We start from the raw sequence: 19,950 nt of genomic DNA, 5'->3' as shown, positions 1-19,950 counted from the left end.
GGAGCTCACGCCGCGTCGGTCGGCGGAACCGGCGAGGTCTTTCCGCGTGCCCGGTTCAGGGCCGCGTCCAGGGTGAGGGCCGTATCGATGAAGGCGAGATGGGTGAAGGCCTGCGGGAAGTTGCCGAGCTGGCGTCCGGTGAGGTCGATCTCCTCGGAGTAGAGCCCCAGATGATTGGCGTACGTCAGCATCTTCTCCAGCACGAGTCGCGACTGGTCCAGTCTGCCCGCCCGCGCGAGCGCGTCGACGTAGATGAACGTGCACAGGGAGAAAGTGCCTTCGGAGCCTCGCAGTCCGTCGGGCGAGGCCTCCGGGTTGTAGCGGTAGACCAGGCTGTCCGACACCAGCTCCCGGTCCATCGCGTTCAGGGTCGAGGTCCACATCGGATCGCTCGGGGTGATGAAGCCCACGGTGGACATCCGCAGCAGCGACGAGTCGAGCACCTCGCTGCCGTAGTGCTGCACGAACGCCCGCCGCCCGGCGTCCCAGCCGCGTTCGTAGACCTGTTGGTAGATCTTGTCCCGCTCACCGCTCCAGCGTGCGAGCGCGGCCGGGCGGCCGCTCGCGGCGGCCAGTCGCAGCGCCCGGTCGAAGGCGACCCAGGACATCACCCGGCCGTAGGTGAAGTTCTGGCGTCCGCCGCGGGTCTCCCACAGGCCCTCCTCGGCCTGGTCCCAGTTGTCACAGAGCCAGTCGACGATCGTGTGCAGTGACTTCCACCCGTGGTACCCCACCTGAAGACCGCGTTCGTGGGCGAAGAAGATGCTGTCCATCGCCTCGCCGTAGATGTCGAGCTGGAGCTGGTCGGCCGCGCCGTTGCCGATGCGTACGGGGCTGGAACCCTGATAGCCCTCCCAGTGGCCCAGGGTCTCCTCGACGAGGTCGGAGGAACCGTCGACGCGGTACATGATGTTGAGCGGCCCGGTGTCGCCGGAGTTGCCCGCCGTCTCCTGGACCCGGTCGTGCAGCCAGACCATGAACGCGGTCGCCTCCTCGGTGAACCCGAGCCCCAGCAAGGCGTAGACGGAGAAGGAGGCATCACGGATCCAGGTGAACCGGTAGTCCCAGTTCCGCTCGCCGCCCAGCTGCTCGGGCAGCCCGGTGGTCGGCGCCGCCACGAGCGCGCCGCTCGGCGCGTACGTCATCAGCTTCAGCGTGATGGCCGAGCGCTCCACCGCCTCCCGCCAGCGGCCGGAGTAGCGGGACTGGCTGAGCCAGCCGCGCCAGTACCCGACCGTGTCGTCGAAGAGCTGCTGGAACTCGCCGTGCCCGATCTCCCGCGGCGGGCCGTCGGCGGAGGACTCGATGACGATTCCCCGCTCCTGACCGGCCTGCAGGGTCAGCCTGGCGTGCACGTCACGGTCGCTGGTGACGTCGGTGACGAGCCGCACGTCCTCGGGCTCGCGGACGGCGTGGAGGGTCAGCTCCATGCCGTCCGCGACGAACACCGCCCCCCTCTCGGTGACATGCAGCTCGTGCGGGGCGCGGCCGTAGTCGAACCGCGGAACGATGTCGACCTCGAAGGTGATGCTGCCGCGGACGCATCGCAGCAGTCGGACCAGGCGATGGCGTGTCGTCGCCGTCCTGCCCGTCACCGGCATGAAGTCGACGACCTCCCCGGCTCCGGCCTCGGTCATGAAGCGGGTGACGAGGACCGCGGTATCGGGAAGGTACAACTGCTTGCTGGTGTACGACTTGTCCGCCGGTGCGACTCTGAAGTACCCGCCCTCGGTGCGGTCCAGCAGCGCACCGAAAATGCTCGGCGAATCGAACCGCGGACAGCAGAACCAGTCGATGGTGCCGTGCGTGGTCACGAGTGCTGCGGTCTGCAGGTCACCGATGAGACCGTGGTCCTCGATGAGGGGGTAGTCGAGCGGGTAATCGTTCATCGCGAACCCCTTTCGCCCTGGCCAGGCAGTCCCGTGCCGCCCCATCAGCTTAGACAGTCATGGCATTTCGGGCCTTTCGGAACTCTCGGGTTGATTCGTGCATATCGGGTGGCGGCCCTACCGTGGATCGAGGAGAGAGAACATCAGCTGACACCCCGGGGGCGCGAGCGATGATGTCCTGGGCGACGGTCTTCCGGCTGCGGCAGTACGCCATGGCGAGCCTGTGGATCGTCCCGCTGCTCGGCATCGTTCTCGGCGTGCTCCTCGCGGACGCCACGGTGTGGCTCGACGCCAGAGTGGAGGTGCCGAAGGACTGGCAGTACTCGGCGTCGACCGCGAGCAGCGTTCTCAGTTCGATCGTCGGCGCGATGGTCGCGCTCCTCGGCTTCGTCGTGACCATCGGGGTCCTCGTCGTGCAGCAGGCCACGGGAACGCTGTCACCGCGGTACATGCGGCTCTGGTACCGGGACCGGCTGCAGAAGGCCGTGCTCGCCACCTTCGCCGGAACGTTCGCCTTCGCCTTCTCGCTGCTGCGCCGCATCGAGACGGACTTCGTGCCCGATCTCGGTGTCACCCTGGCGGGAGCGGGCGTCGCCGCGAGTCTGCTGCTCCTGCTGATCTATCTCAACCGATTCATCCACAACCTCAGACCCGTGGCCATTGCGGCCCTGGTGTCAGGGGCGGGACGGCGGCTGATCGACCGGGGGAGGATGCTGGCCGAGAGCGGGACGATCCGCGCCGGGGAGCAGACGGCACCTCTGACGGGCGGACCCGTGCGCCGGATCCCCACCGAGCAGGGCGGCACGATCCAGGGCATCAACGCGGCGCGGCTGGGGGCCGTCGCCGAGCGTCACGACTGCGTGGTCGTGCTCGCTCACCGGGTGGGCGACTCCGTACCGCCCGGCGCCACGCTGCTCGAGGTCCACGGTGCGTCGCCCCCCGACGCCCGGGCGCTGACCGGGCTCGTCGCGCTGGGCGTCGAGCGGACCATCGAGCAGGACCCCGCCTTCGCCCTGCGCATCCTCGTCGACATCGCGATCAGAGCTCTCTCACCGGCCGTGAACGACCCCACGACCGCCGTTCAGCTCCTCAACCACATCGAGGCGTTCCTGCACACCGTCGGCAAGGCGGAGCTGAGCCGCAGCTACACCCTCCACGACAGCCACGGCCGGACCCGGCTGGTGGTCCCGGGCCGGGCCTGGGAGGACTTCCTCCAGCTCGGTGTGACCGAGATCCGCCAGTACGGTGCGACCTCCACCCAGATCTGCCGGCGGCTCCGGGCCCTGCTGCAAGGCCTGCTCACCGCGCTGCCCGAACCGCACCTGCCCGCCGTACGGGCGGAGCTGAAGCTCCTGGACGAGTCGGTGGCGCGCTCGTTCACCGACCCCGTCCTGCTGGCGATCGCGCTGACCCCCGACCGCCAGGGCATCGGGGGCGGGGCCGTCGACGGCCCTGTGTGAGCGCGGGCAGGGGCGTCCGGTGCGCGCCCCCCGACGTCGCGCAGGCCCACCGGGATGCCCGGATGGCACAATCGGGCACGGCGGGCGCCGTCCGCCTCCGCCGAGAGCGGACCGCCGACCATCACTCGCAGGGACGCCGTGAGCACGTACCGTGACTTCGCACAACGAGGCTCCGCCCGCGCGACCGCCCTGCGGACCGTCGGCACGCGGGAGCGGCGCTCCCACCTCACCGCACCCCGTGTCCCGACCGTCGGCATCGACATCGGCGGTACGAAGGTGATGGCCGGCGTCGTCGACGCCGACGGGGTCATCCTGGAGAAGGTCCGCACCGAGACCCCCGACAAGTCCAAGAGCCCCAAGGTCGTCGAGGACACCATCGTCGAGCTGGTCCTCGACCTCTCCGACCGGCACGATGTGCACGCCGTCGGCATCGGCGCGGCCGGCTGGGTCGACGCGGACCGTTCCAAGGTGCTCTTCGCGCCCCACCTCGCCTGGCGCAACGAACCGCTGCGCGACGCGCTGCAGAACCGCCTGGCCGTCCCCGTCATGGTCGACAACGACGCGAACACCGCCGCGTGGGCCGAATGGCGCTTCGGCGCCGGCCGCGGCGAGGACCATCTGGTCATGATCACGCTCGGTACGGGCATCGGCGGCGCGATCCTCGAGGGCGGGCAGGTCAAGCGCGGCAAGTACGGCGTCGCCGGCGAGTTCGGCCATATGCAGGTCGTGCCCGGCGGGCACCGCTGCCCCTGCGGCAACCGCGGCTGCTGGGAGCAGTACAGCTCCGGCAACGCCCTCGTCCGTGAGGCGCGCGAGCTGGCGGCGGCCGACTCCCCGGTCGCGTACAACATCATCGAGCGGGTCAAGGGCAACGTCCCGGACATCACCGGCCCGCTGATCACCGAGCTGGCCCGCGAGGGCGACGCGATGTGCGTCGAGCTGCTCGAGGACATCGGCCAGTGGCTGGGCGTGGGCATCGCCAACCTCGCCGCCGCCCTCGACCCCTCCTGCTTCGTCATCGGCGGCGGCGTCAGTGCCGCCGACGATCTGCTGATCGGGCCTGCCCGGGACGCCTTCCGCCGCCATCTGACCGGGCGCGGCTACCGGCCGGAGGCCCGTATCGCCAAGGCCGAGCTCGGTCCCGAGGCCGGTATGGTCGGTGCCGCCGACCTCGCGCGGCTGGTCGCCCGGCGCTTCCGGCGCGCCAACCGGCGCCGCGTCGAGCGGCACGAGAGATACGAGCGGTACGCCCAGGCCCTCCGCAACCCGGGCGGCCTCGGAGGCATCGGCAGCATCAGCAGTAACGGCCGCATCGGCGGCCAAGGCGAGACCGGCAGCCAAGGCGACAGCGGCGACACCGGTAACACCCGCACCACCCCCCAGGACCCCTCCTCATGACCCTGCCCCGACAGACCACCCGCCCGGACGGGACGACCCGCACCACCGGGACCGTCCGCCCGGACGAGACCGCGCGTCCGCCGGAGGACCGGCGCCACATGATCCGCCGCCGCTGGCTGACCGCGATCGTCATCGTGCTGCTCATCGGCATCCCGGCCGGCTATCTGGTGATCTCCGCGGAGCAGAGCCGCGACAGCGGCCGGGACAAGGAGCGGGAGTCGTCGGCCACGGGACTGCGCGAGAACTGGCCGTCCAAGATGAAGCGCCGCGTCTTCGAGGTGCCCATCCCGGCGAAGTCCACCGAGGTCGCCTACTACGAGACCTCCAACTGGAAGTCCAGCCGGCTCTACGTGACCTTCCGGACCACCGCCGCGGGCCTGGACCTCTTCCTGACCAAGGCCGGCACCAGCCGCTCCGCACTGATCACCGGCGAGGTCACCATCAACGAGCGCGACGCCTCCACCGTCGGATGGGACTTCGGACCCGAGTCCTACTGGTCGGGCACCACGCACCGGCAGAAGGAGCCCAGACCGACCCAGCACATCACGGCCGATCTGACCGATCCGTCCTCGCCCAAGGTGTATGTCGTCTCGACGGCGACCCCCTGATCCGGAGCATGCGCCTCCGCTCACTACTGTGGGGCGGGTGAGTGAGACGCAGACGCCTACGCCCCCGAAGACCCTGCAGTACCGGATCGACGAGGTCGATCTGCTCCGGCCTGAGGGTGCGGGGCGCATGCACAGGGACGGAGGCCGGCTGTGACGTCCGATCCGGGTCCTGGTGCCCGCATGGTGAAGCTGAGCCGGGAAGGCGCCCTCGAGCTGCTGGCCAGTGTGTCGGTGGGATGAGGCGCTGCCGGCCATCCGGCCGGTCAATCATGTCGTGGACGACGGCGACGTCGTGATCCGCACGCATGAAGGGTCCATGCTGCTTGGCAGCGCCATCGAGTCCGAGGTCGTGGCGTACGAGGCCGACGAGCTCGACCCCGCCACCCGCACGGGCTGGAGCGTGATCGTTACCGGCGTCGCGACCCGTGTGTCGGACCAGACTGACATCGCCCGCTACCAGAACATGCTCATCCCGTGGGTGGACATGGAGATGGGGCACGTGGTTCGTATCCGGGCGGAGATCGTCACCGGCTTCCGCCTGGAGCGCCCGGCGGCGTCATAGGTCGTTGCCGGCGTAGGAGAGGTTGAAGCTTTTATTGGTGAGCGGGAAGTCCGGGACGATCGTGTCGGCGAGCGCGACGGGCAGGGCGGGCCAGTTGAAGAAGGACGGGTCGACGGGCTTGACCCTGGCCAGGGTGCCGTCCGGCGAGTTCGATGCGGGTGGTGATGGTGCCGCGCCAGCCTTCGACGATGCCGACTCCGGTGCCAGTGCCCGCACCCGGGGCGGGTGAGTGCGCGAGGATGGCGCCCGGGGTGAGGCCCTGGGCGAGGTGGTCGATCTGGGTGAGGGAGACGTCGATCTCCTGTGCGCGGACGAGGAAGCGGGCGAGTACGTCGCCCGTGCCGTGAACGGGGATGTCCAGCAGTGTGCCGTATGCCGTGAAGGGGTGGCCGATGCGGGCGTCGGTTCCGGTGAGGCCGCTGGCGCGGGCGACGTAGCCGAGGCAGCCGATGTCGCGTGCGGCGCTCGGGGTGAGGACGGCGGTGCCGGTGAACCGGTCGCGGACGGTGGAGTGGCCGAGTGCGAGGTGGGCGATCTCGCGGATGTCGTTGCCGGTCACTTTCAGGCGCCGAGGGGCGGGCAGGGCGTGCAGGGCTGCGCCGCCGGGGACGACGCCGCCGCGTAGCAGCCGGTGTCCGGTGATCTCGGCGTTGAGGCGCAGGAGTTGTTCGCGTACGCGTTGGGCGGGGGCGTTGAGGATGCCATGGTCGACGCCGTTGCAGAGCATGCCGATGTCGGCGATGTGGTTGTGGAGGCGTTCCAGTTCCAGCAGGAGGGCGCGGGCGCGCTGCGCCTCTGGCGGGACGGTCATGCCAGTGGCTTCTTCGACGGCGAGGCAGTAGGCGAGGGCGTGGCCGACGGTGGTGTCGCCGCTGATCCGCTCGGCGAGCGGCAGCCCGGCGGCGATCGAGCGGCCCTGGAAGAGTTTCTCGATGCCCTTGTGGACGAACCAGAGGCGTGCTTTGAGTTTGAGGATGGTCTCGCCGACGACGGAGAAGCGGAAGTGGCCCGGTTCGATCAGACCGACGTGCACCGGCCGGACCGGGATCTCGTAGACGCCGTCGCCCTCGACCTCCAGGAAGGGGTAGGGGCCTTCCTGCTCGCCGAACGGGGGCGGTGGGCCGGCGTCGGGGAGCATCGGGTACCAGCCGCGCGGCCAGTGGAAGTGGCGGACCAGGCGGCGGGGCAGGGGGTGGCCGAGGGGGACGATGCCGAACAGGTCCCGCATTTCGCGCTCGAAGCGGCCTGCGGGGAAAGACAGATGGGCCAGGGTGGGCACCTCGGGTGCGTCGGCATTCAAGTGTACGTGTAGTTCGGTGCAGGTATCAGGCGGCCCTGCAACGAAGAGGTAGACGACGCGGACGCGGTCGTTGTCGTGGTGGGCGGCGATCAGGGCCAGGCGGCGACCGGCGCGCAGCAGTTCTTCGGCCCGGAGAAGTACCCCGCCGTACCCGTCGTCCGGCAGTGCACGCAGGGACGGCCGGCGCAGGATCTGGTCGAGGTATCCCGCGGCGCCCGGCTGGTCGGGGTCGGACGTCGGACTCGCCGCGCACGGATCGGCACCCACATCGGTGCCGTCACCAGTGGGGTTCTGCACCACTCCCTGGCCCCCGTCGCGGTCGTACCGCACGACTGACGAACCGCAGCCCCGGGATGCCGTCCCGGACGGCACACGGTAGACACGGAAGAGAAACGGGCAACCTGTCATGACCACCTATGTGTACGACTTCGCCGAGGGCGGCCGGGACATGGCCGATCTGCTCGGAGGCAAGGGCGCGAACCTCGCGGAAATGGCCGGCATGGGCCTGCCGGTCCCGCCCGGCTTCACCGTCACCACCGAGGCCTGCCGTGTCTTCCGGGCCACGGGGAAGCCGCCGGCGGACCCGGACCGCCAGGTCGGTGAACACCTTTCGGCGCTGGAACGAGCCGCTGGCAAGCAGCTTGGCCAGGTGTACGACCCGCTCCTGCTCTCAGTGCGGTCGGGGGCGAAGTTCTCGATGCCGGGCATGATGGAGACCATCCTCGACATCGGCCTGAACGACTATTCGGTCCTCGGACTGGCCAAGACGCCCGAGGGGGACCGATTCGCCTGGGATTCCTACCGGCGCCTTGTGCAGATGTTCGGCAGCACGGTGATGGGTGTGGACAGCGCGCTCTTCGAAGGCCTGATCGGGCGTATCGAGGATCAGCACCACGCGGCGGACGACACACAGTTGGACACCTGTGACCTCATCCGGATCGTCGAATCCTTCAAGGACCTCATCCTCGAACAGACCGGCCAGGAGTTCCCGCAGGACCCGGCCGAGCAACTGCGGCAAGCGATCCTCGCGGTCTTCACCTCCTGGAACGGAGAGCGCGCCCGGCTCTACCGGCGCCGCGAACACATCGCGGACGACCTCGGCACGGCCGTCACCGTCCAGACCATGGTCTTCGGCAATTTTGGCGCCGACTCGGGAAGCGGCGTCGCCTTCACCCGCGACCCGGCCACGGGCCGTCCCGGCATCTACGGCGACTATCTGCCCAATGCCCAGGGCGAGGACGTCGTCGCGGGCATCCGCAACACGGTGCCACTCCAGGAACTGGCCACCCTCGACCCGCGGTCGTTCCACAAACTGCGCGACATCATGGGCCAGTTGGAAGCGCACTACCGCGACCTCTGCGACATCGAGTTCACCATCGAGCGAGGCACGCTGTGGATGCTGCAGACCCGCGTCGGCAAGCGCACCGCCCAGGCCGCCTTCACCATTGGCTCCCAGCTGGCAGATGAAGGGCTCATCTCCCCGCAGGAGGCGCTGGCCCGCGTCGACGGCGATGCGCTCGCACGTCTGATGTTCCCCCGCTTCGACGCCGCCGGTACGAGCGGCGTGATCGCACGGGGCATCCCCGCGTCGCCGGGCGCGGCCGTGGGAGCGGTCGTCTTCGACTCGGCGGAAGCGGTCCGCAGGGCCGCCGCCGGTGAAAAGGTCGTCCTCGTACGCCAGGAGACGGCCTCCGACGACCTGCCCGGCATGGTCGCCGCACAGGCGGTGCTCACCAGCCGGGGAGGCAAGACCAGCCACGCAGCGGTCGTCGCACGGGGCATGGGAAAGGTATGCGTCTGCGGAGCCGAGAGTATTCACGTCAACACCAGGGCGCGCCTCTTCACGGCCAGCGACGTGACCGTGTCCGAAGGCACCGTGATCTCCGTGGACGGCTCCGAAGGGGTGGTCCGCCTCGGCGCCGTTCCGCTGGTCGACTCCACGGTCATGCGCTACTTCGACGCCGGCGGACAACTGCCCGACGATGACAGGGCGCAGGAGGGCGTGCGCGAGGTGCACCGGCTCATGCGACAGGCCGACAACGTCCGGCGTCTGGAGGTGCGGGCGAATGCCGACACCCCGCAGGACGCGGCGCGTGCCCGCCGGTTCGGCGCGCAGGGAATCGGCCTGTGCCGTACCGAGCACATGTTCCTCGGCGACCGGCGTCCATTGGTGGAGGCCATGATCCTCGCTCACACGGATGCTGAGCGCGACAAGGCGCTCGCCGCTCTTCTGCCTCTCCAACGCGACGACTTCACCGGCATCCTCGAAGCCATGGACGGCCTGCCCGTGACCATCCGGCTGCTCGACCCGCCCCTGCACGAGTTCCTTCCCGACCGTACGGAGCTGGCCGTGCGCCTCGCCCGGGACGAAGCCCTCGGCAGAACTCCGGACACCCACGACACCGCTCTGCCGGCCGCCGTCAATCGCATGCACGAGGAGAACCCCATGCTCGGCCTGCGCGGGGTACGGCTGGGCCTGGTGGTCCCCGGGCTCGTGGCCATGCAGGTGCGTGCCATCGCCGAAGCCGTGGTCGCGCGCAAGCAGGCTGGCGGCGACCCACGGGCCGAGATCATGGTCCCGCTCGTCGACGCGGCGGAGGAACTGCACCTCGTGCGGGAAGAGGTGGACGAGGTCCTGGCCACGGTCGCACGGGAGACCGGAATCACCGTCGAATGCCCGGTCGGGACCATGATCGAACTGCCCAGGGCGGCCCTCACCGCAGGCCGGATCGCGCGGGAAGCCCAGTTCTTCTCCTTCGGTACGAACGGCTTGACGCAGACCACCTGGGGCTTCTCCCGCGACGACGTCGAGGCGGCGTTCTTCCCGGCCTATCTCGACAAGGGCATCTTCGCCACGTCCCCGTTCGAGACCCTCGACCGCGAAGGCGTCGGGCGATTGGTGCAGATTGCGGTCGCCGAGGGCCGCGCGACCCGTCCGGACCTCAAGATCGGCGTCTGCGGGGAGCACGGCGGAGACCCCACGTCGGTGCACTTCTTCCATGACGCCGGACTCGACTACGTCTCCTGCTCTCCCTTCCGCGTCCCGGTCGCGCGCCTCGAAGCGGGCCGGGCGGCGCTGACGACCCGGCGCGCAGATGCGAGCAAGTGACTACCTGCGCCCGGTTGGAGCGTGCTTCTCGAGCCCAGGCCGCCCGCAGGCGGATCACGTAGCGGACGGCCGCCGGGCTTCGACGAAGAGGGTCCCCAACGGGCAACACCTCGGAAGTCTGGAAAACGCCTCCATGTCGTTGGGCGGCCGGAACACCCTGACTCGGTGCCCGCTGCATGGTGTCGGGGCGCTAGCCCGCGCGGGGGGCTGCGAAGTGGGCGTCCACGGCGACGACGCCGTCGACGCCCTGGCAGAGGGCCACGACCACCGGGACGAGACGCGGCTCCGGGACGTGACCCCGCAGGGTGATGACCCCGTCCCGGACCTCGACCGCGACGGTGCCCTCGTCCAGGCCGAGGATGCGTCCCAGGACGTCATGCTCGACCTCGTCGCGGATCTCGACGTCGGAGCGGATGAAGGCGTCGAGCAGGTCGCTGCGGCTGACGATGCCGGTGAGGAGCCCGTCGTCGCCGACCACCGGCAGCTGCTTGACGTGCCGCCTGCGGAGTTCCCGCGCGGCCCGGGGGATGGTCCAGTCGGCGCGGGCGGTGAAGACGGGGCTGCTCATGAGCGTGCCCGCGGTCCGGGCCCGGGCCTTGCCCCAGGCGCGCTCGTCGTCCCCGTCCTGCCCCCGCGGATCGGGCATGCCGGCCTCGTGTCGCAGCACGTCGGACGCGGACACGACGCCGATGGGGGCGCCGTCGTCGTCGACGACCGGGGCCGCGACGATGTCGTTCGCGTCCAGCAGGGCGGTGACCTCCTGGATCGGTGTGGTGGGGCGGAGGGTGACGACCTCCTCGGTCATCACGTCACCGACCGTGCGGCGGTGCAGCATGGCATCGGCCTCCTCCGCTGTGCGACGGGGCGTCCGCGGTCGGACCGCCCGGGCGGACGACGCACGGCGCGCCGGCCTCCGCGGCCCTGCTGGCTCGTCCTTCCCTACCCATGACAGCACCGCGCCGCTCCGGCGACCAGTGACGTTGGGCCTGGCGGGGAGGGCCGGCTGGCCACCGCCAGGAGTGTGACCGAGTGCGCGGTAGATGCTGGCCACGCACCTCGCCGACGGCCTCGTGGCCGAGGACCGTCCCCGCTTTCACCTCGGGGAGGTCTCCGCGCAGGACGCGCAGATCGCTGCGGCAGACGGTGGTCGCGTCGACGCGCACGATCGCGTCGGCTGCCTCCTCGATCACGGGATCCGTGACCGTGTCCCAGGAGGTCTGCTCTGGGCCGTGTAGACGAGTGCTCGCATGGTACTCACTCCCTGCCACCTCATCTCCACCGTCGCTCGGAAGGCTGGGGGAAACCGGGCCTGTTGCGCTCCGTCAGCCCAGGTCCATGTAGGGGCGGCGGAAGACCGGGGCCTGACCGGTGCCCCACGGGCGTACGGCGGCCAGCGCCTGGACAACCGCGGACTCCAGCGGGCCGCTGGTGTCGATCGTGACGGCTTCTGTCCACGGCGGTTCTGCCGCCGCCATGGCGGTGGCCACGTCAAGATCGGCGTCGGACGGTCCGGGTGCGCGGGTGCTCAGGCGGGACGCCGACACGTCGCCCGGTACCTGACAGTGCAGGGCGACCAGGTCGGAGCTGGTGTGTTCGGCCATGCGCAGGGCGGCTTCGCGCTGTCCCGCATCGGACCAGGTGGCGTCCAGGACGACGGACTCCCCGGAGGACAGGAGGGCGGACGCGCGGTCGAGGAGGGCCGCGTAGGTCTTGGCAGTCCACTCGCGTGAGTACAGGCCCTCGCCGTAGCCGGCAGCCGCGGACTCCTCCGCCGGTATGCCCGCCAGCTCCTTGCGGAGGCGGTCGCTGCTGAGCAGCGTGACGCCCAACCGGTCGGCCAGTGCGCCGGAGAGCGTGGACTTCCCGCTGCCCGGGAGGCCGCCGACGAGCGTCAGACCGACAGCGGATGTGCGCAGGTGGCGCAGTGCCGCCGTCACCAGTCGGCGTGCCGCGCCCTCCGCGCCGGGTGCGCCCTGGCGTGCCTGAATGAGGGAGACCTTGGCGCGGAGGAAGGCGCGGTAGGCGACATAGTGGTGCCACAGAGAGGGTGGTGCGGGGTCGCCCGAGTATTCGCTGTACTGGGCGAGGAAGAACGCCGCGGCCTGCGGGCCGCTTCGCCCAGTAGTTCTGATCCACTTCCGCAGGGACGCGGGTCGGTTCCGGAGCCAGCATGGGCCACGCATGCAGCAGGCGCAGCGTGAGCTTGCGCCGCTCGGCCTCCTCGGCGGCCCAATGGGCAGCGGCAAGGCTCTCCGGCGAGCCATCGAGACCCACGGTGATCACTGGCTCCATGGCGACTGCCTCCGTCTCGTAAGAAGCTGGAATGACGGTGAACGAGTCCGCCTGCCCGGACTGCGCGGTCACGCCAAGCACGGCTCCTTCTGATTCGAGGAGTACCCCAAAGCATCCGGCTGCGCATGCGGACCCCGCTGTGGCAGGGCTCGGAGAGGTGCGGGGGAGGAGGTGAAGGCAGTGGCGATTCCCCTGGTGGTCGGCATCGACGGGTCCGAGGCGAGTCTGCAGGCGGTGGACTGGGCTGCCGACGAGGCAGTCCGCCACAACGTGCCGCTCCACCTCGTGCACGCGTTCGCGCCGGGCCACGAGGTGCCCGACCTGATCGCCGCTGCCTCGGAGCGAGCCGGGAAGAGTGCTCCCACGGTGCGGCTGTCGAGCGAGGTGCTGCAAGAAGACGCGGCGTCCGCGCTGCTCAGCAAGGGGCGCAATGCCTTCGCCCTGGTCCTCGGATCCAGAGGGCTCGGAGATCTCGCCGGACTGCTCCTGGGGTCGGTCAGCCTGGCCGTGGCGGCGCGCGCCGACTGCCCGGTCGTCGTCGTGCGCGGTGGGGCCGAGTACCGGAACGCTCGGTTCGGGAGCGTCGTCGTCGGCGTCGAGGACGGGCAGGGAAGTGGCACGGCAGTGCAGTTCGCGTTTCGCGAAGCCCACGTGCGGCGCTGTCGGCTGGTGGCGGTGCACGCCTGGAGTGCCGCATACGGGACGCTCTCCGAGCCGCCCCCGTCCGCGTACGCCCTCGAAACCCACCGGCGCCCGCCGAAGCAGGTGCTCGACGACGCGCTGAGCGGCCCCTCAGAGCGGTACCGGAATACGTCAGTGAGCCGACGGGTGGTCGAGGGACCGGCCCGCCAGGCGCTCCTGGAAGCCGCGTCGGGCGCAGACCTGCTCGTCGTCGGAGCACGCAGGCGGCGTGGGCACCTGGGGTTGCAGCTTGGCCTGGTCAACCACGCAGTACTGCATCACGCACCGTGTCCGGTCGTGGTCGTTCCACAGATATGAAGCTCACCGCCCGGGGAACGGAGCGTCAGCCCGTGAGGTCCGGGTGGCCGCCCACCTGGGACCTTCGGCCCAGTGACGGGGGACCGCGGCCGTTCGACGGTGGTGGGGCAACTGACCAGCGACAGTTGGAGGACAGGCCATGAGTGCACAGGGTTCGCCCTACGCATCAAGTCCTCACCCCTCGGACCAGGAACATTCGTCCAAGGGTGCAAACCCCCTGAGGCGTGCGTCCGACAGCTTCGAATCCTGGTTCTTCCGCTTCCTGATGCTCGTGCTCGCTCTCGGACTGCCGGCGGCCTCGGTGAGTGCGGGGCTGGCGGCCTACGAGTCCTCGATGCGCATCGTGCAGGTCCAGTCGGCAGAACGGCAGGAGATCACCGCTCGGGTGGTTGGGCCCGCCGAGGGAGATGGAGCGCGGGACGCCGCGCAGCGGGCACGGGTCCGCTGGATCGGGACGGATGGCAAGGAGAGGTCCGGGCTCGCGCGGGTGGAGGCGGGCACGCCCCGGGGCGCGGCCGTACAGGTGTGGGTGGACCGTGCGGGAACGCTGAGGACTCCGCCGATGACCGTGGACAACGCGACGGCCACTGGTTGGCTGGTGGGTGCCATGACGGCGGTTGCTGTGGGCACGGGGGTCTACGCCGCGAGGGTGGGGATGCGTCTGGTGCTGGACCGTAGAAGGTACGCGCAGTGGGACGCCGAGTGGGGTCTGGTGGAGCCCGGCTGGTCCGCACGCTTCCATCAGTGACAGGCCGGAGGGCCGTTCTGGCACCGAGGAGGTGAGGTGATGTCCGATGCGACGACCACCGATCTGTACGAGGTGACGATGGCGATGTCGTATCTGCGGGAGGGGATGACAGCCCCGGCGACGTTCAGCCTATTCGTCCGCAACCTGCCTCGTGACCGCGGCTTTCTGGTCGCCGCGGGATTGGAGTCAGCACTGGATTTCCTCTCCGGCCTCCGTGTCGGCTCCGAGGACATCGATGCCTTCGCCGCTGTGCTGCACCGGCCGCGGCGGGATCTGGAGCCGCTGCTCGGCCTGGAGTTCACCGGCCAGGTACGGGCGGTGCCGGAGGGGCGGATCGTGCTCGCGGGAGAGCCTCTGCTGGAGGTGACCGCTCCGCTTCCGCAGGCGCAGTTGGTCGAAACGTATGTGCTCAACCAGCTCAGCCATCAGACGATGATCGCTTCGAAGGCCGCGCGGTGCGTGCTCGCCGCGGCCGGGCACCCGGTCGTGGACTTCTCTCTGCGGCGCACCCATGGTCCGCAGGCAGGATTCCAGGCCGCCCGGCTGGGCGCCATGGTGGGCTTCGCAGGGACCAGCAACGTGGCGGCGGCCACGGCCGAAGGCGTTCCTGCGATCGGCACGATGGCCCACTCGTTCGTCGAGGCGTTTCCGACGGAGGAGGAGGCGTTCCGTGCCTTCGCCCGGTCCCACCCCGGTCCGGTGACGTTGCTGGTGGACACCTACGACACCGAGGAAGGTGTCCACATCGCGGCGCGCGTACTGCGGGACCTGGACCGCGGGCCCGGCTCGGCGATCCGGCTGGACAGCGGCGACCTGGGAGCCCTGGCGATACGGGCGCGCGCCATCCTCGATGCCGCCGGACTGCCGGACGTACGGATCGTCGCCAGCGGCAGTCTTGATGAGTACGCGGTGGACGAACTGGTCCGCTCCGGTGCGCCGATCGACGTGTACGCCGTCGGTACCCGCGTCGGGGTCTCGGCCGACGCCCCGTATCTGGACTCGGCGTACAAGATGGTGGAGTACGACGGCCGCCCGGTGATGAAGCTCTCTACGGCGAAAGTGACGGCACCCGGCCCGAAGCAGGTGTTCCGTCGCGCCGACTACGCCGACGTCATCGGCCTCGCGGACGAGCAACCACCTGACGGGGCCAGGCCGTTGTTGGAGACGGTGATGCGGAACGGGCGGCGCACGAGCGCGAGGACGACGCTCGGCGAGTGCCGGGAGAGATTCGCGACCGACCTGGCCGAACTGCCGCCGAAGGCCCGGCTGATCCGAGCCCCGGTCGCGCCTTCGGCGACGGTCTCCGAGCGATTGAGCGCACTCGCCGACCGTGTTCGGCGTCGTATCGAGGAGGAGACGCCGACTCCCGCCATACGGCACAGGAGCAACCCCAGAAGTTAGGCGCGTACCTGGCGGGACGGGAGCTGTCCGGCGTGAGCATGGACCAGATCACCATAGAGGCCACCGACTCCGAGGTCGTCCACGGCGAGATCAAGGAGGACGCACCGGCGTCGTCCGATGGCAGACCCGCCACATCGGGCAGTTCGACTACCGCACCAGCCCGCCGCCGAACTCGGACACCGAGCGCATCAGCGCGGAGCTGGGCCTTGCCGGCTCTGGAAGTTCATGTGCCTGTTGCGGAAGTCCTGGTCTCGTCATTCCGGTACGCGATGTGCTCCGTGACAGAGACCACGCCGTCGACGCTCCGGCACAACCGTTCGATGATGGGGATCAGGCTCTTGTACTCGACGGACCCGCCGAGGGTGACCTGCCCCTCGCGTACTTCGACCGTCACCTCCGAGGGAGCAAGGCCCAGCGTCTGCTGCAGCACATCCCGGGTGATCTCCTCGCGGATGGCGTCGTCCCGGCGCAGGAAGATCCGCAGCAGGTCGCCGCGGCTGACGATGCCTTGCAGCTTGTCGGTCTCATCCACTACGGGCAGCCGTTTGACGCCGTGGACCTCCATGAAGCGGGCCGCCTCGACCACGGTCCACTCCGGATGTGCGCACACGGCGGGAGCCGACATCAGTTCCTCGGCGCTGGTGCCTTCGGCCTTGGCCCGCTCCCACGCCTCCAGATGAGGAATCGGTGTCCGGCCGGACGGGTCCGCCTGGTCCGCGGACTTGCGCAGCAAGTCGGCCTCGGACACGACACCCATGGGCCGGTCCAGTTCGTCCACCACGGGTACGGCGGTGACGTCGTTGTCCGCCAACAGCTTGACGATCTCCTTGAACGGCAGGTCACGCCGCGCCCGGACGACCTGTCGGGTCATGAGCTCTGCGACCGTGCGGTGGTGCATGTCGCCCTTCCCTTCGAGGCCCGTGACAGCCAGTCGTGGTCACGTGTCGAGCGTGTCGGGAACCAGTGGCCCACACGTGCGTAGCCGAGGCCCAGGGGCCGTTGGTCCCGAGACCGGTCTGGTCGGCCCCGGGGTCAGGGCTTGTCGGCCCGTGCGGCGGCACGCCGTGCGTGGCACGTTGGGTACAGCAGCATTCTGAGGAAACGGTGGCGATCATGCGAGCTCACCTCGGCGATCAACTGGTCATCGAAAGCCCGACGACCGGCGCTACCAGGCGTGACGGCGAGATAGTCGGACTCCACCATACGGATGGAACACCCCCCTACGACGTGCGCTGGTCGGACACGGACGAGGTGACGCTGGTCTTCCCCGGGCCCGATGCGCACATACGCCATGTGGAGCACGAGCCCGCGACGAACCACACTCCTTCCGGGCCGGGCACGGACAGAGCGGATGCCGTATCCGAGAGGGCACCCAACCCGGGCGACATCGGCCGACGCGTGGCCGCAGAGCGCAAGCGGCAGGGGCTCACCCGGGCTGCGATGGCAATCCGCGCCCGAATGGCGCCGGAGTACCTGGCGTACCTCGAAGAGCGCGCGGCCGACCCGACCCTGGGGACTCTCATCCGATTGGCCGACGCGCTGGGAACCAGCGTCGAAGCCCTGCGCGGGGGCGGCATCGATCTGCCTCCCGGCCAAGGCCAGGCTCTCCTCCACCCTCAGCTGCGGGACCTCAGCACGGACGAATGCCGCGCCCTGCTCTCCACCCACGGTGTGGGCCGCATCGCAGTGACGACCCCCGACGGCCCGGCGGTCGTCCCGGTGAACTACGAAGTCATCGACGACGCGATCGCCTTCCGCACCACGCCGGACTCCGTGCCCGCTGCGGCCGTCGGTACGGACGTCGCCTTCGAGATCGACCATCTGGACGAGGCCGCGAGCCAGGGCTGGAGCGTTCTCGTCGTCGGCCCGGCGCGCGCTGTTATGGAGCCCGACGCGGTGCGACGGCTGGGCGATCAGGCCCACACCAGGCCATGGGCGGGCGGCGAACGCGAGATGTGGGTGTTGATCCAGCCCCAGCGCCTCACCGGCCGCCGCATCACTCCGGCCGATGAGTGAGCAGCGAAGGAGCGCCGCCTCTTGCGGCACGCCTTCCGCGACAAGGGCTGCGGCAGCCGAAGGGCGTTCCCGCCCGGTTCGGCCGCCGACTCGCGAAGGGAGGCTCCGGTGATCCCGCAAGCACCGTCCGAAGAGCGTGTGACGGCCCTGGTCTACGACGCTGCCGCGGCCCCGTCGATGCACAATGCGCAGCCGTGGCGCTTCCGCTACTTCCAGGGCAGCCGCACCTTCCACGAGCGCGCTGATTTCGATCGCGTCATGCCGCACTCCGACCCCGACGCCCGCGCCCTCCACCTCGGCTGCGGCGCCGCCCTGCTGAACCTTCGGGTCGCGATCGTTCACGATGGCTGGTACCCAGCCATCCGGTTGCTTCCCGACCCCGCCGACCCTGCGCTGCTCGCGACCGTGCAGCTGACCGACACCGAGAGCGGCGAGAGCGACCTCGCCACGCTGTATCCGGCAATCCACCGGCGACACAGCAGCCGCTTCCCGTTCGAGGAGACGGAGATTCCCGAGGCCGTACGAATGGCTCTGATCGATGCCGCCGACCGCGAGGTGGCCATGCTGTCCTTCCCCGGTCCATGGCACCAGCAGGAGGTGCTGGACCTGGTTGAGGAAGCCGAGCGGCGCAACGTCACGGACCGCGGCAGCGGCGAGGACGTGGCGCAATGGACCCGGATCGACGCCTCATCCGTGAACACGGCTCCCGATGGGATCCCGGACTACGCCTTCGGGCCGCGCAAACGCGGTGGCAAGGCCCCCATGCGCGACTTCGCCGGGACCAGGCCGGTGGCCGGCCGTGGGTCCGCCGAATTCGAGCAGCACCCTCAACTGGCCCTTCTCAGCACGACGGACGACCGCCCGGAGGACTGGCTGCGTGCCGGCCAGGCCATGGAACGCGTCTTGCTGCTGGCCACTCTTGAGGGCTTGTCCAGCTCCTTCGCCACCCAGGCCCTGGAGTGGGCCGACCTGCGCTGGCCGCTGAGAGATCCGGTGTCGGGAAGGGGCTACACGCAGATCGTGCTGCGCCTCGGATACGGCCCCGAAGGACCCAGCACACCCCGCCGTCCGGTGAAAGAAGTGCTCGACATCCAGCCGTGACCCGGCCAAGGCGCCGGTGAGCGCCGCGCCTTCTTCGTCCTGGCCTGGCAGGTCCGCCATCCCGCTCGTCGGCGACGAGTCCGTCGTCCCGATACTGCTACTGCTCCTGCACGGCTGCTGGTCCGGTCGGTGCGGAGGACTCGCCGGTGAGATGAGACTCGACGTCCACGACGCCCTCCACGGCGCGGACAAGGCGCGCGGCAACCGAGATGAGCTGGGTGTCACGGATCTGTCCGCGGAGGGTGACGACCCCGTCATGCACCTTCACGTGGATCGAGTGACTGAACGCTGGGAAGAGGTAGGCGATTACGGTGCGGCGGACTTCCTCCTCGATCTCCTCGTCCGGGCGCAGAAAGACCTTCAGCAGATCGGCGCGGCTGACGATGCCCTGCAACATGTCCTCGTCATCGACCACGGGGAGCCGCTTGACATGTTTCACGGCCATGATCCGCGCGGCCTGGGCCAGGGTGGTGCCGGGGTGGACCGTGACGGCAGGGCTGCTCATGAGCTCCTCCGCGGTCACTGCTCCCGCCTTGGCAACGTCGGCCAGGCGCTGTCGCTGCTCGTACAGGCTCATGGCCCTCTCGTGGAACTCCTCCTTGGGCAGCAGGTCGGCCTCGGAAACGACACCGATGACGCGCCCTTCGCCCTCCAGGACCGGCAGAGCACTGACTTTCCACTGGTCCATGGTCCGGACGATCTCCTTGAAGGGCGCGTCGCGGCCGCCCGGCTAGGGTGCGTTTCAGAAGTGGATCTTGATGTGTCAAGATCCACTTCATGGGGCGGCATGATCTGACGAATGCGCAGTGGGCGAAGCTGGAGCCCTTGCTCCCGGTCGGCAAGAAGCCTGGCCGACCACCGGTGCACGCCAAGCGGCAGTTGATAGACGGCATACGCTGGCGCACCCGCGCCGGTGCTCCCTGGCGGGACGTGCCCGAGCGGTACGGCCCGTGGGAGACGGTCTACGGCCTGTGTGCGCCGTGAGGCGCTTCGCTGTATCCCCGACTCACTCGGGAGGAACTTGGAGGAATGTTTCTGGGTCGCCTGACTTACCTGGAGGCGAAAGC

The 19,950-nt window shown here is 69.7% G+C and carries 14 protein-coding genes and 5 pseudogenes; 11 read left to right on the top strand and 8 right to left on the bottom strand.

All coding sequences use genetic code 11. From position 1 onward, the window contains the following. Positions 1-5: 5 nt before the first annotated feature. Positions 6-1,889 (bottom strand): glycoside hydrolase family 15 protein, encoded by a 1,884-nt coding sequence (locus ACFV9O_RS18715; protein ID WP_385419048.1) that lies wholly within the window; start codon positions 1,887-1,889, stop codon positions 6-8. Positions 1,890-2,059: 170 nt separating this feature from the next. Here ACFV9O_RS18715 and ACFV9O_RS18710 point away from each other — a divergent pair, with 170 nt between their 5' ends. The 4 genes from ACFV9O_RS18710 to ACFV9O_RS18695 all read left to right on the top strand — a co-directional run bounded on the left by ACFV9O_RS18710 (position 2,060) and on the right by ACFV9O_RS18695 (position 5,917). After that, complete coding sequence (locus tag ACFV9O_RS18710) at positions 2,060-3,349, top strand: DUF2254 domain-containing protein (RefSeq protein ID WP_385419046.1); 1,290 nt, start codon at positions 2,060-2,062, stop codon at positions 3,347-3,349. Between the two features lie 138 nt (positions 3,350-3,487). Continuing rightward, positions 3,488-4,747 (top strand): ROK family glucokinase, encoded by a 1,260-nt coding sequence (locus tag ACFV9O_RS18705; protein WP_385419044.1) that lies wholly within the window; start codon positions 3,488-3,490, stop codon positions 4,745-4,747. Further along, positions 4,744-5,355, top strand: coding sequence for a hypothetical protein (locus tag ACFV9O_RS18700; protein ID WP_385419042.1), 612 nt, complete (start codon positions 4,744-4,746; stop codon positions 5,353-5,355). Before ACFV9O_RS18705 ends, ACFV9O_RS18700 begins: the two co-directional genes overlap by 4 nt. 274 nt (positions 5,356-5,629) lie before the next feature. Further along, on the top strand, positions 5,630-5,917 hold the full coding sequence (locus ACFV9O_RS18695) for a pyridoxamine 5'-phosphate oxidase family protein (protein WP_385419040.1): 288 nt from the start codon (positions 5,630-5,632) through the stop codon (positions 5,915-5,917). 31 nt (positions 5,918-5,948) lie between these two features. On the opposite strand, the gene ACFV9O_RS18690 is transcribed toward ACFV9O_RS18695, so the two are convergent. Next, positions 5,949-7,514, bottom strand: a complete 1,566-nt coding sequence (locus ACFV9O_RS18690; protein ID WP_385419037.1) for an NADH-quinone oxidoreductase subunit C — start codon at positions 7,512-7,514, stop codon at positions 5,949-5,951. 109 nt (positions 7,515-7,623) lie between these two features. On the opposite strand from ACFV9O_RS18690, the gene ppdK reads away from it, so the two are divergent. Further along, positions 7,624-10,326 carry a pyruvate, phosphate dikinase gene (gene ppdK, locus ACFV9O_RS18685; protein ID WP_385419035.1) on the top strand — a complete coding sequence of 901 codons (2,703 nt, stop codon included), beginning with the start codon at positions 7,624-7,626 and terminating at the stop codon, positions 10,324-10,326. A gap of 190 nt (positions 10,327-10,516) precedes the next feature. Here the strand turns inward: ppdK and ACFV9O_RS18680 are convergent, their stop codons facing one another. The 4 genes and pseudogenes from ACFV9O_RS18680 to ACFV9O_RS18665 form a co-directional block, all read right to left on the bottom strand. After that, positions 10,517-11,161, bottom strand: coding sequence for a CBS domain-containing protein (locus ACFV9O_RS18680; protein ID WP_385419033.1), 645 nt, complete (start codon positions 11,159-11,161; stop codon positions 10,517-10,519). Between the two features lie 217 nt (positions 11,162-11,378). Further along, a pseudogene (locus tag ACFV9O_RS18675) lies at positions 11,379-11,575 on the bottom strand (alcohol dehydrogenase catalytic domain-containing protein); the annotation flags it as partial. 73 nt (positions 11,576-11,648) lie between these two features. Then, a pseudogene (locus ACFV9O_RS18670) lies at positions 11,649-12,434 on the bottom strand (AAA family ATPase); the annotation flags it as partial. Between the two features lies 1 nt (position 12,435). After that, positions 12,436-12,618 (bottom strand): annotated as a pseudogene (locus tag ACFV9O_RS18665) (universal stress protein); the annotation flags it as partial. Positions 12,619-12,798: 180 nt separating this feature from the next. On the opposite strand from ACFV9O_RS18665, the gene ACFV9O_RS18660 reads away from it, so the two are divergent. The 3 genes from ACFV9O_RS18660 (at position 12,799) to ACFV9O_RS18650 (ending at position 15,766) form a co-directional block, all read left to right on the top strand. Beyond that, entirely contained in the window at positions 12,799-13,617 is an 819-nt protein-coding gene (locus ACFV9O_RS18660; RefSeq protein WP_385419030.1) for a universal stress protein, read from the top strand. 139 nt (positions 13,618-13,756) lie between these two features. Next, the gene (locus ACFV9O_RS18655; protein ID WP_385419028.1) at positions 13,757-14,365 is read left to right on the top strand and encodes a hypothetical protein; all 609 of its coding nucleotides are present in this window, start codon (positions 13,757-13,759) and stop codon (positions 14,363-14,365) included. A gap of 39 nt (positions 14,366-14,404) precedes the next feature. After that, on the top strand, positions 14,405-15,766 hold the full coding sequence (locus tag ACFV9O_RS18650) for a nicotinate phosphoribosyltransferase (protein WP_385419027.1): 1,362 nt from the start codon (positions 14,405-14,407) through the stop codon (positions 15,764-15,766). 223 nt (positions 15,767-15,989) lie between these two features. Here ACFV9O_RS18650 and ACFV9O_RS18645 read toward each other — a convergent pair whose 3' ends face one another. Beyond that, positions 15,990-16,664: a CBS domain-containing protein gene (locus ACFV9O_RS18645; RefSeq protein WP_385419025.1), complete on the bottom strand. Its 675-nt coding sequence runs from the start codon at positions 16,662-16,664 to the stop codon at positions 15,990-15,992. 215 nt (positions 16,665-16,879) lie between these two features. Here ACFV9O_RS18645 and ACFV9O_RS18640 point away from each other — a divergent pair, with 215 nt between their 5' ends. Then, entirely contained in the window at positions 16,880-17,782 is a 903-nt protein-coding gene (locus ACFV9O_RS18640) for a DUF1918 domain-containing protein (RefSeq protein WP_385419022.1), read from the top strand. Positions 17,783-17,890: 108 nt separating this feature from the next. Next, on the top strand, positions 17,891-18,883 hold the full coding sequence (locus tag ACFV9O_RS18635) for an Acg family FMN-binding oxidoreductase (protein WP_385419019.1): 993 nt from the start codon (positions 17,891-17,893) through the stop codon (positions 18,881-18,883). Between the two features lie 97 nt (positions 18,884-18,980). On the opposite strand, the pseudogene ACFV9O_RS18630 reads toward ACFV9O_RS18635, so the two are convergent. Continuing rightward, a pseudogene (locus ACFV9O_RS18630) lies at positions 18,981-19,607 on the bottom strand (CBS domain-containing protein); the annotation flags it as partial. Between the two features lie 53 nt (positions 19,608-19,660). On the opposite strand from ACFV9O_RS18630, the pseudogene ACFV9O_RS18625 reads away from it, so the two are divergent. Then, positions 19,661-19,849, top strand: a pseudogene (locus ACFV9O_RS18625) (transposase); the annotation flags it as partial. Positions 19,850-19,950 lie beyond the last annotated feature (101 nt).

Source organism: Streptomyces sp. NPDC059909 (assembly GCF_042730885.1).
Classification (GTDB): domain Bacteria; phylum Actinomycetota; class Actinomycetes; order Streptomycetales; family Streptomycetaceae; genus Streptomyces.
This window is presented reverse-complemented; position numbering and strand designations above follow the sequence as displayed.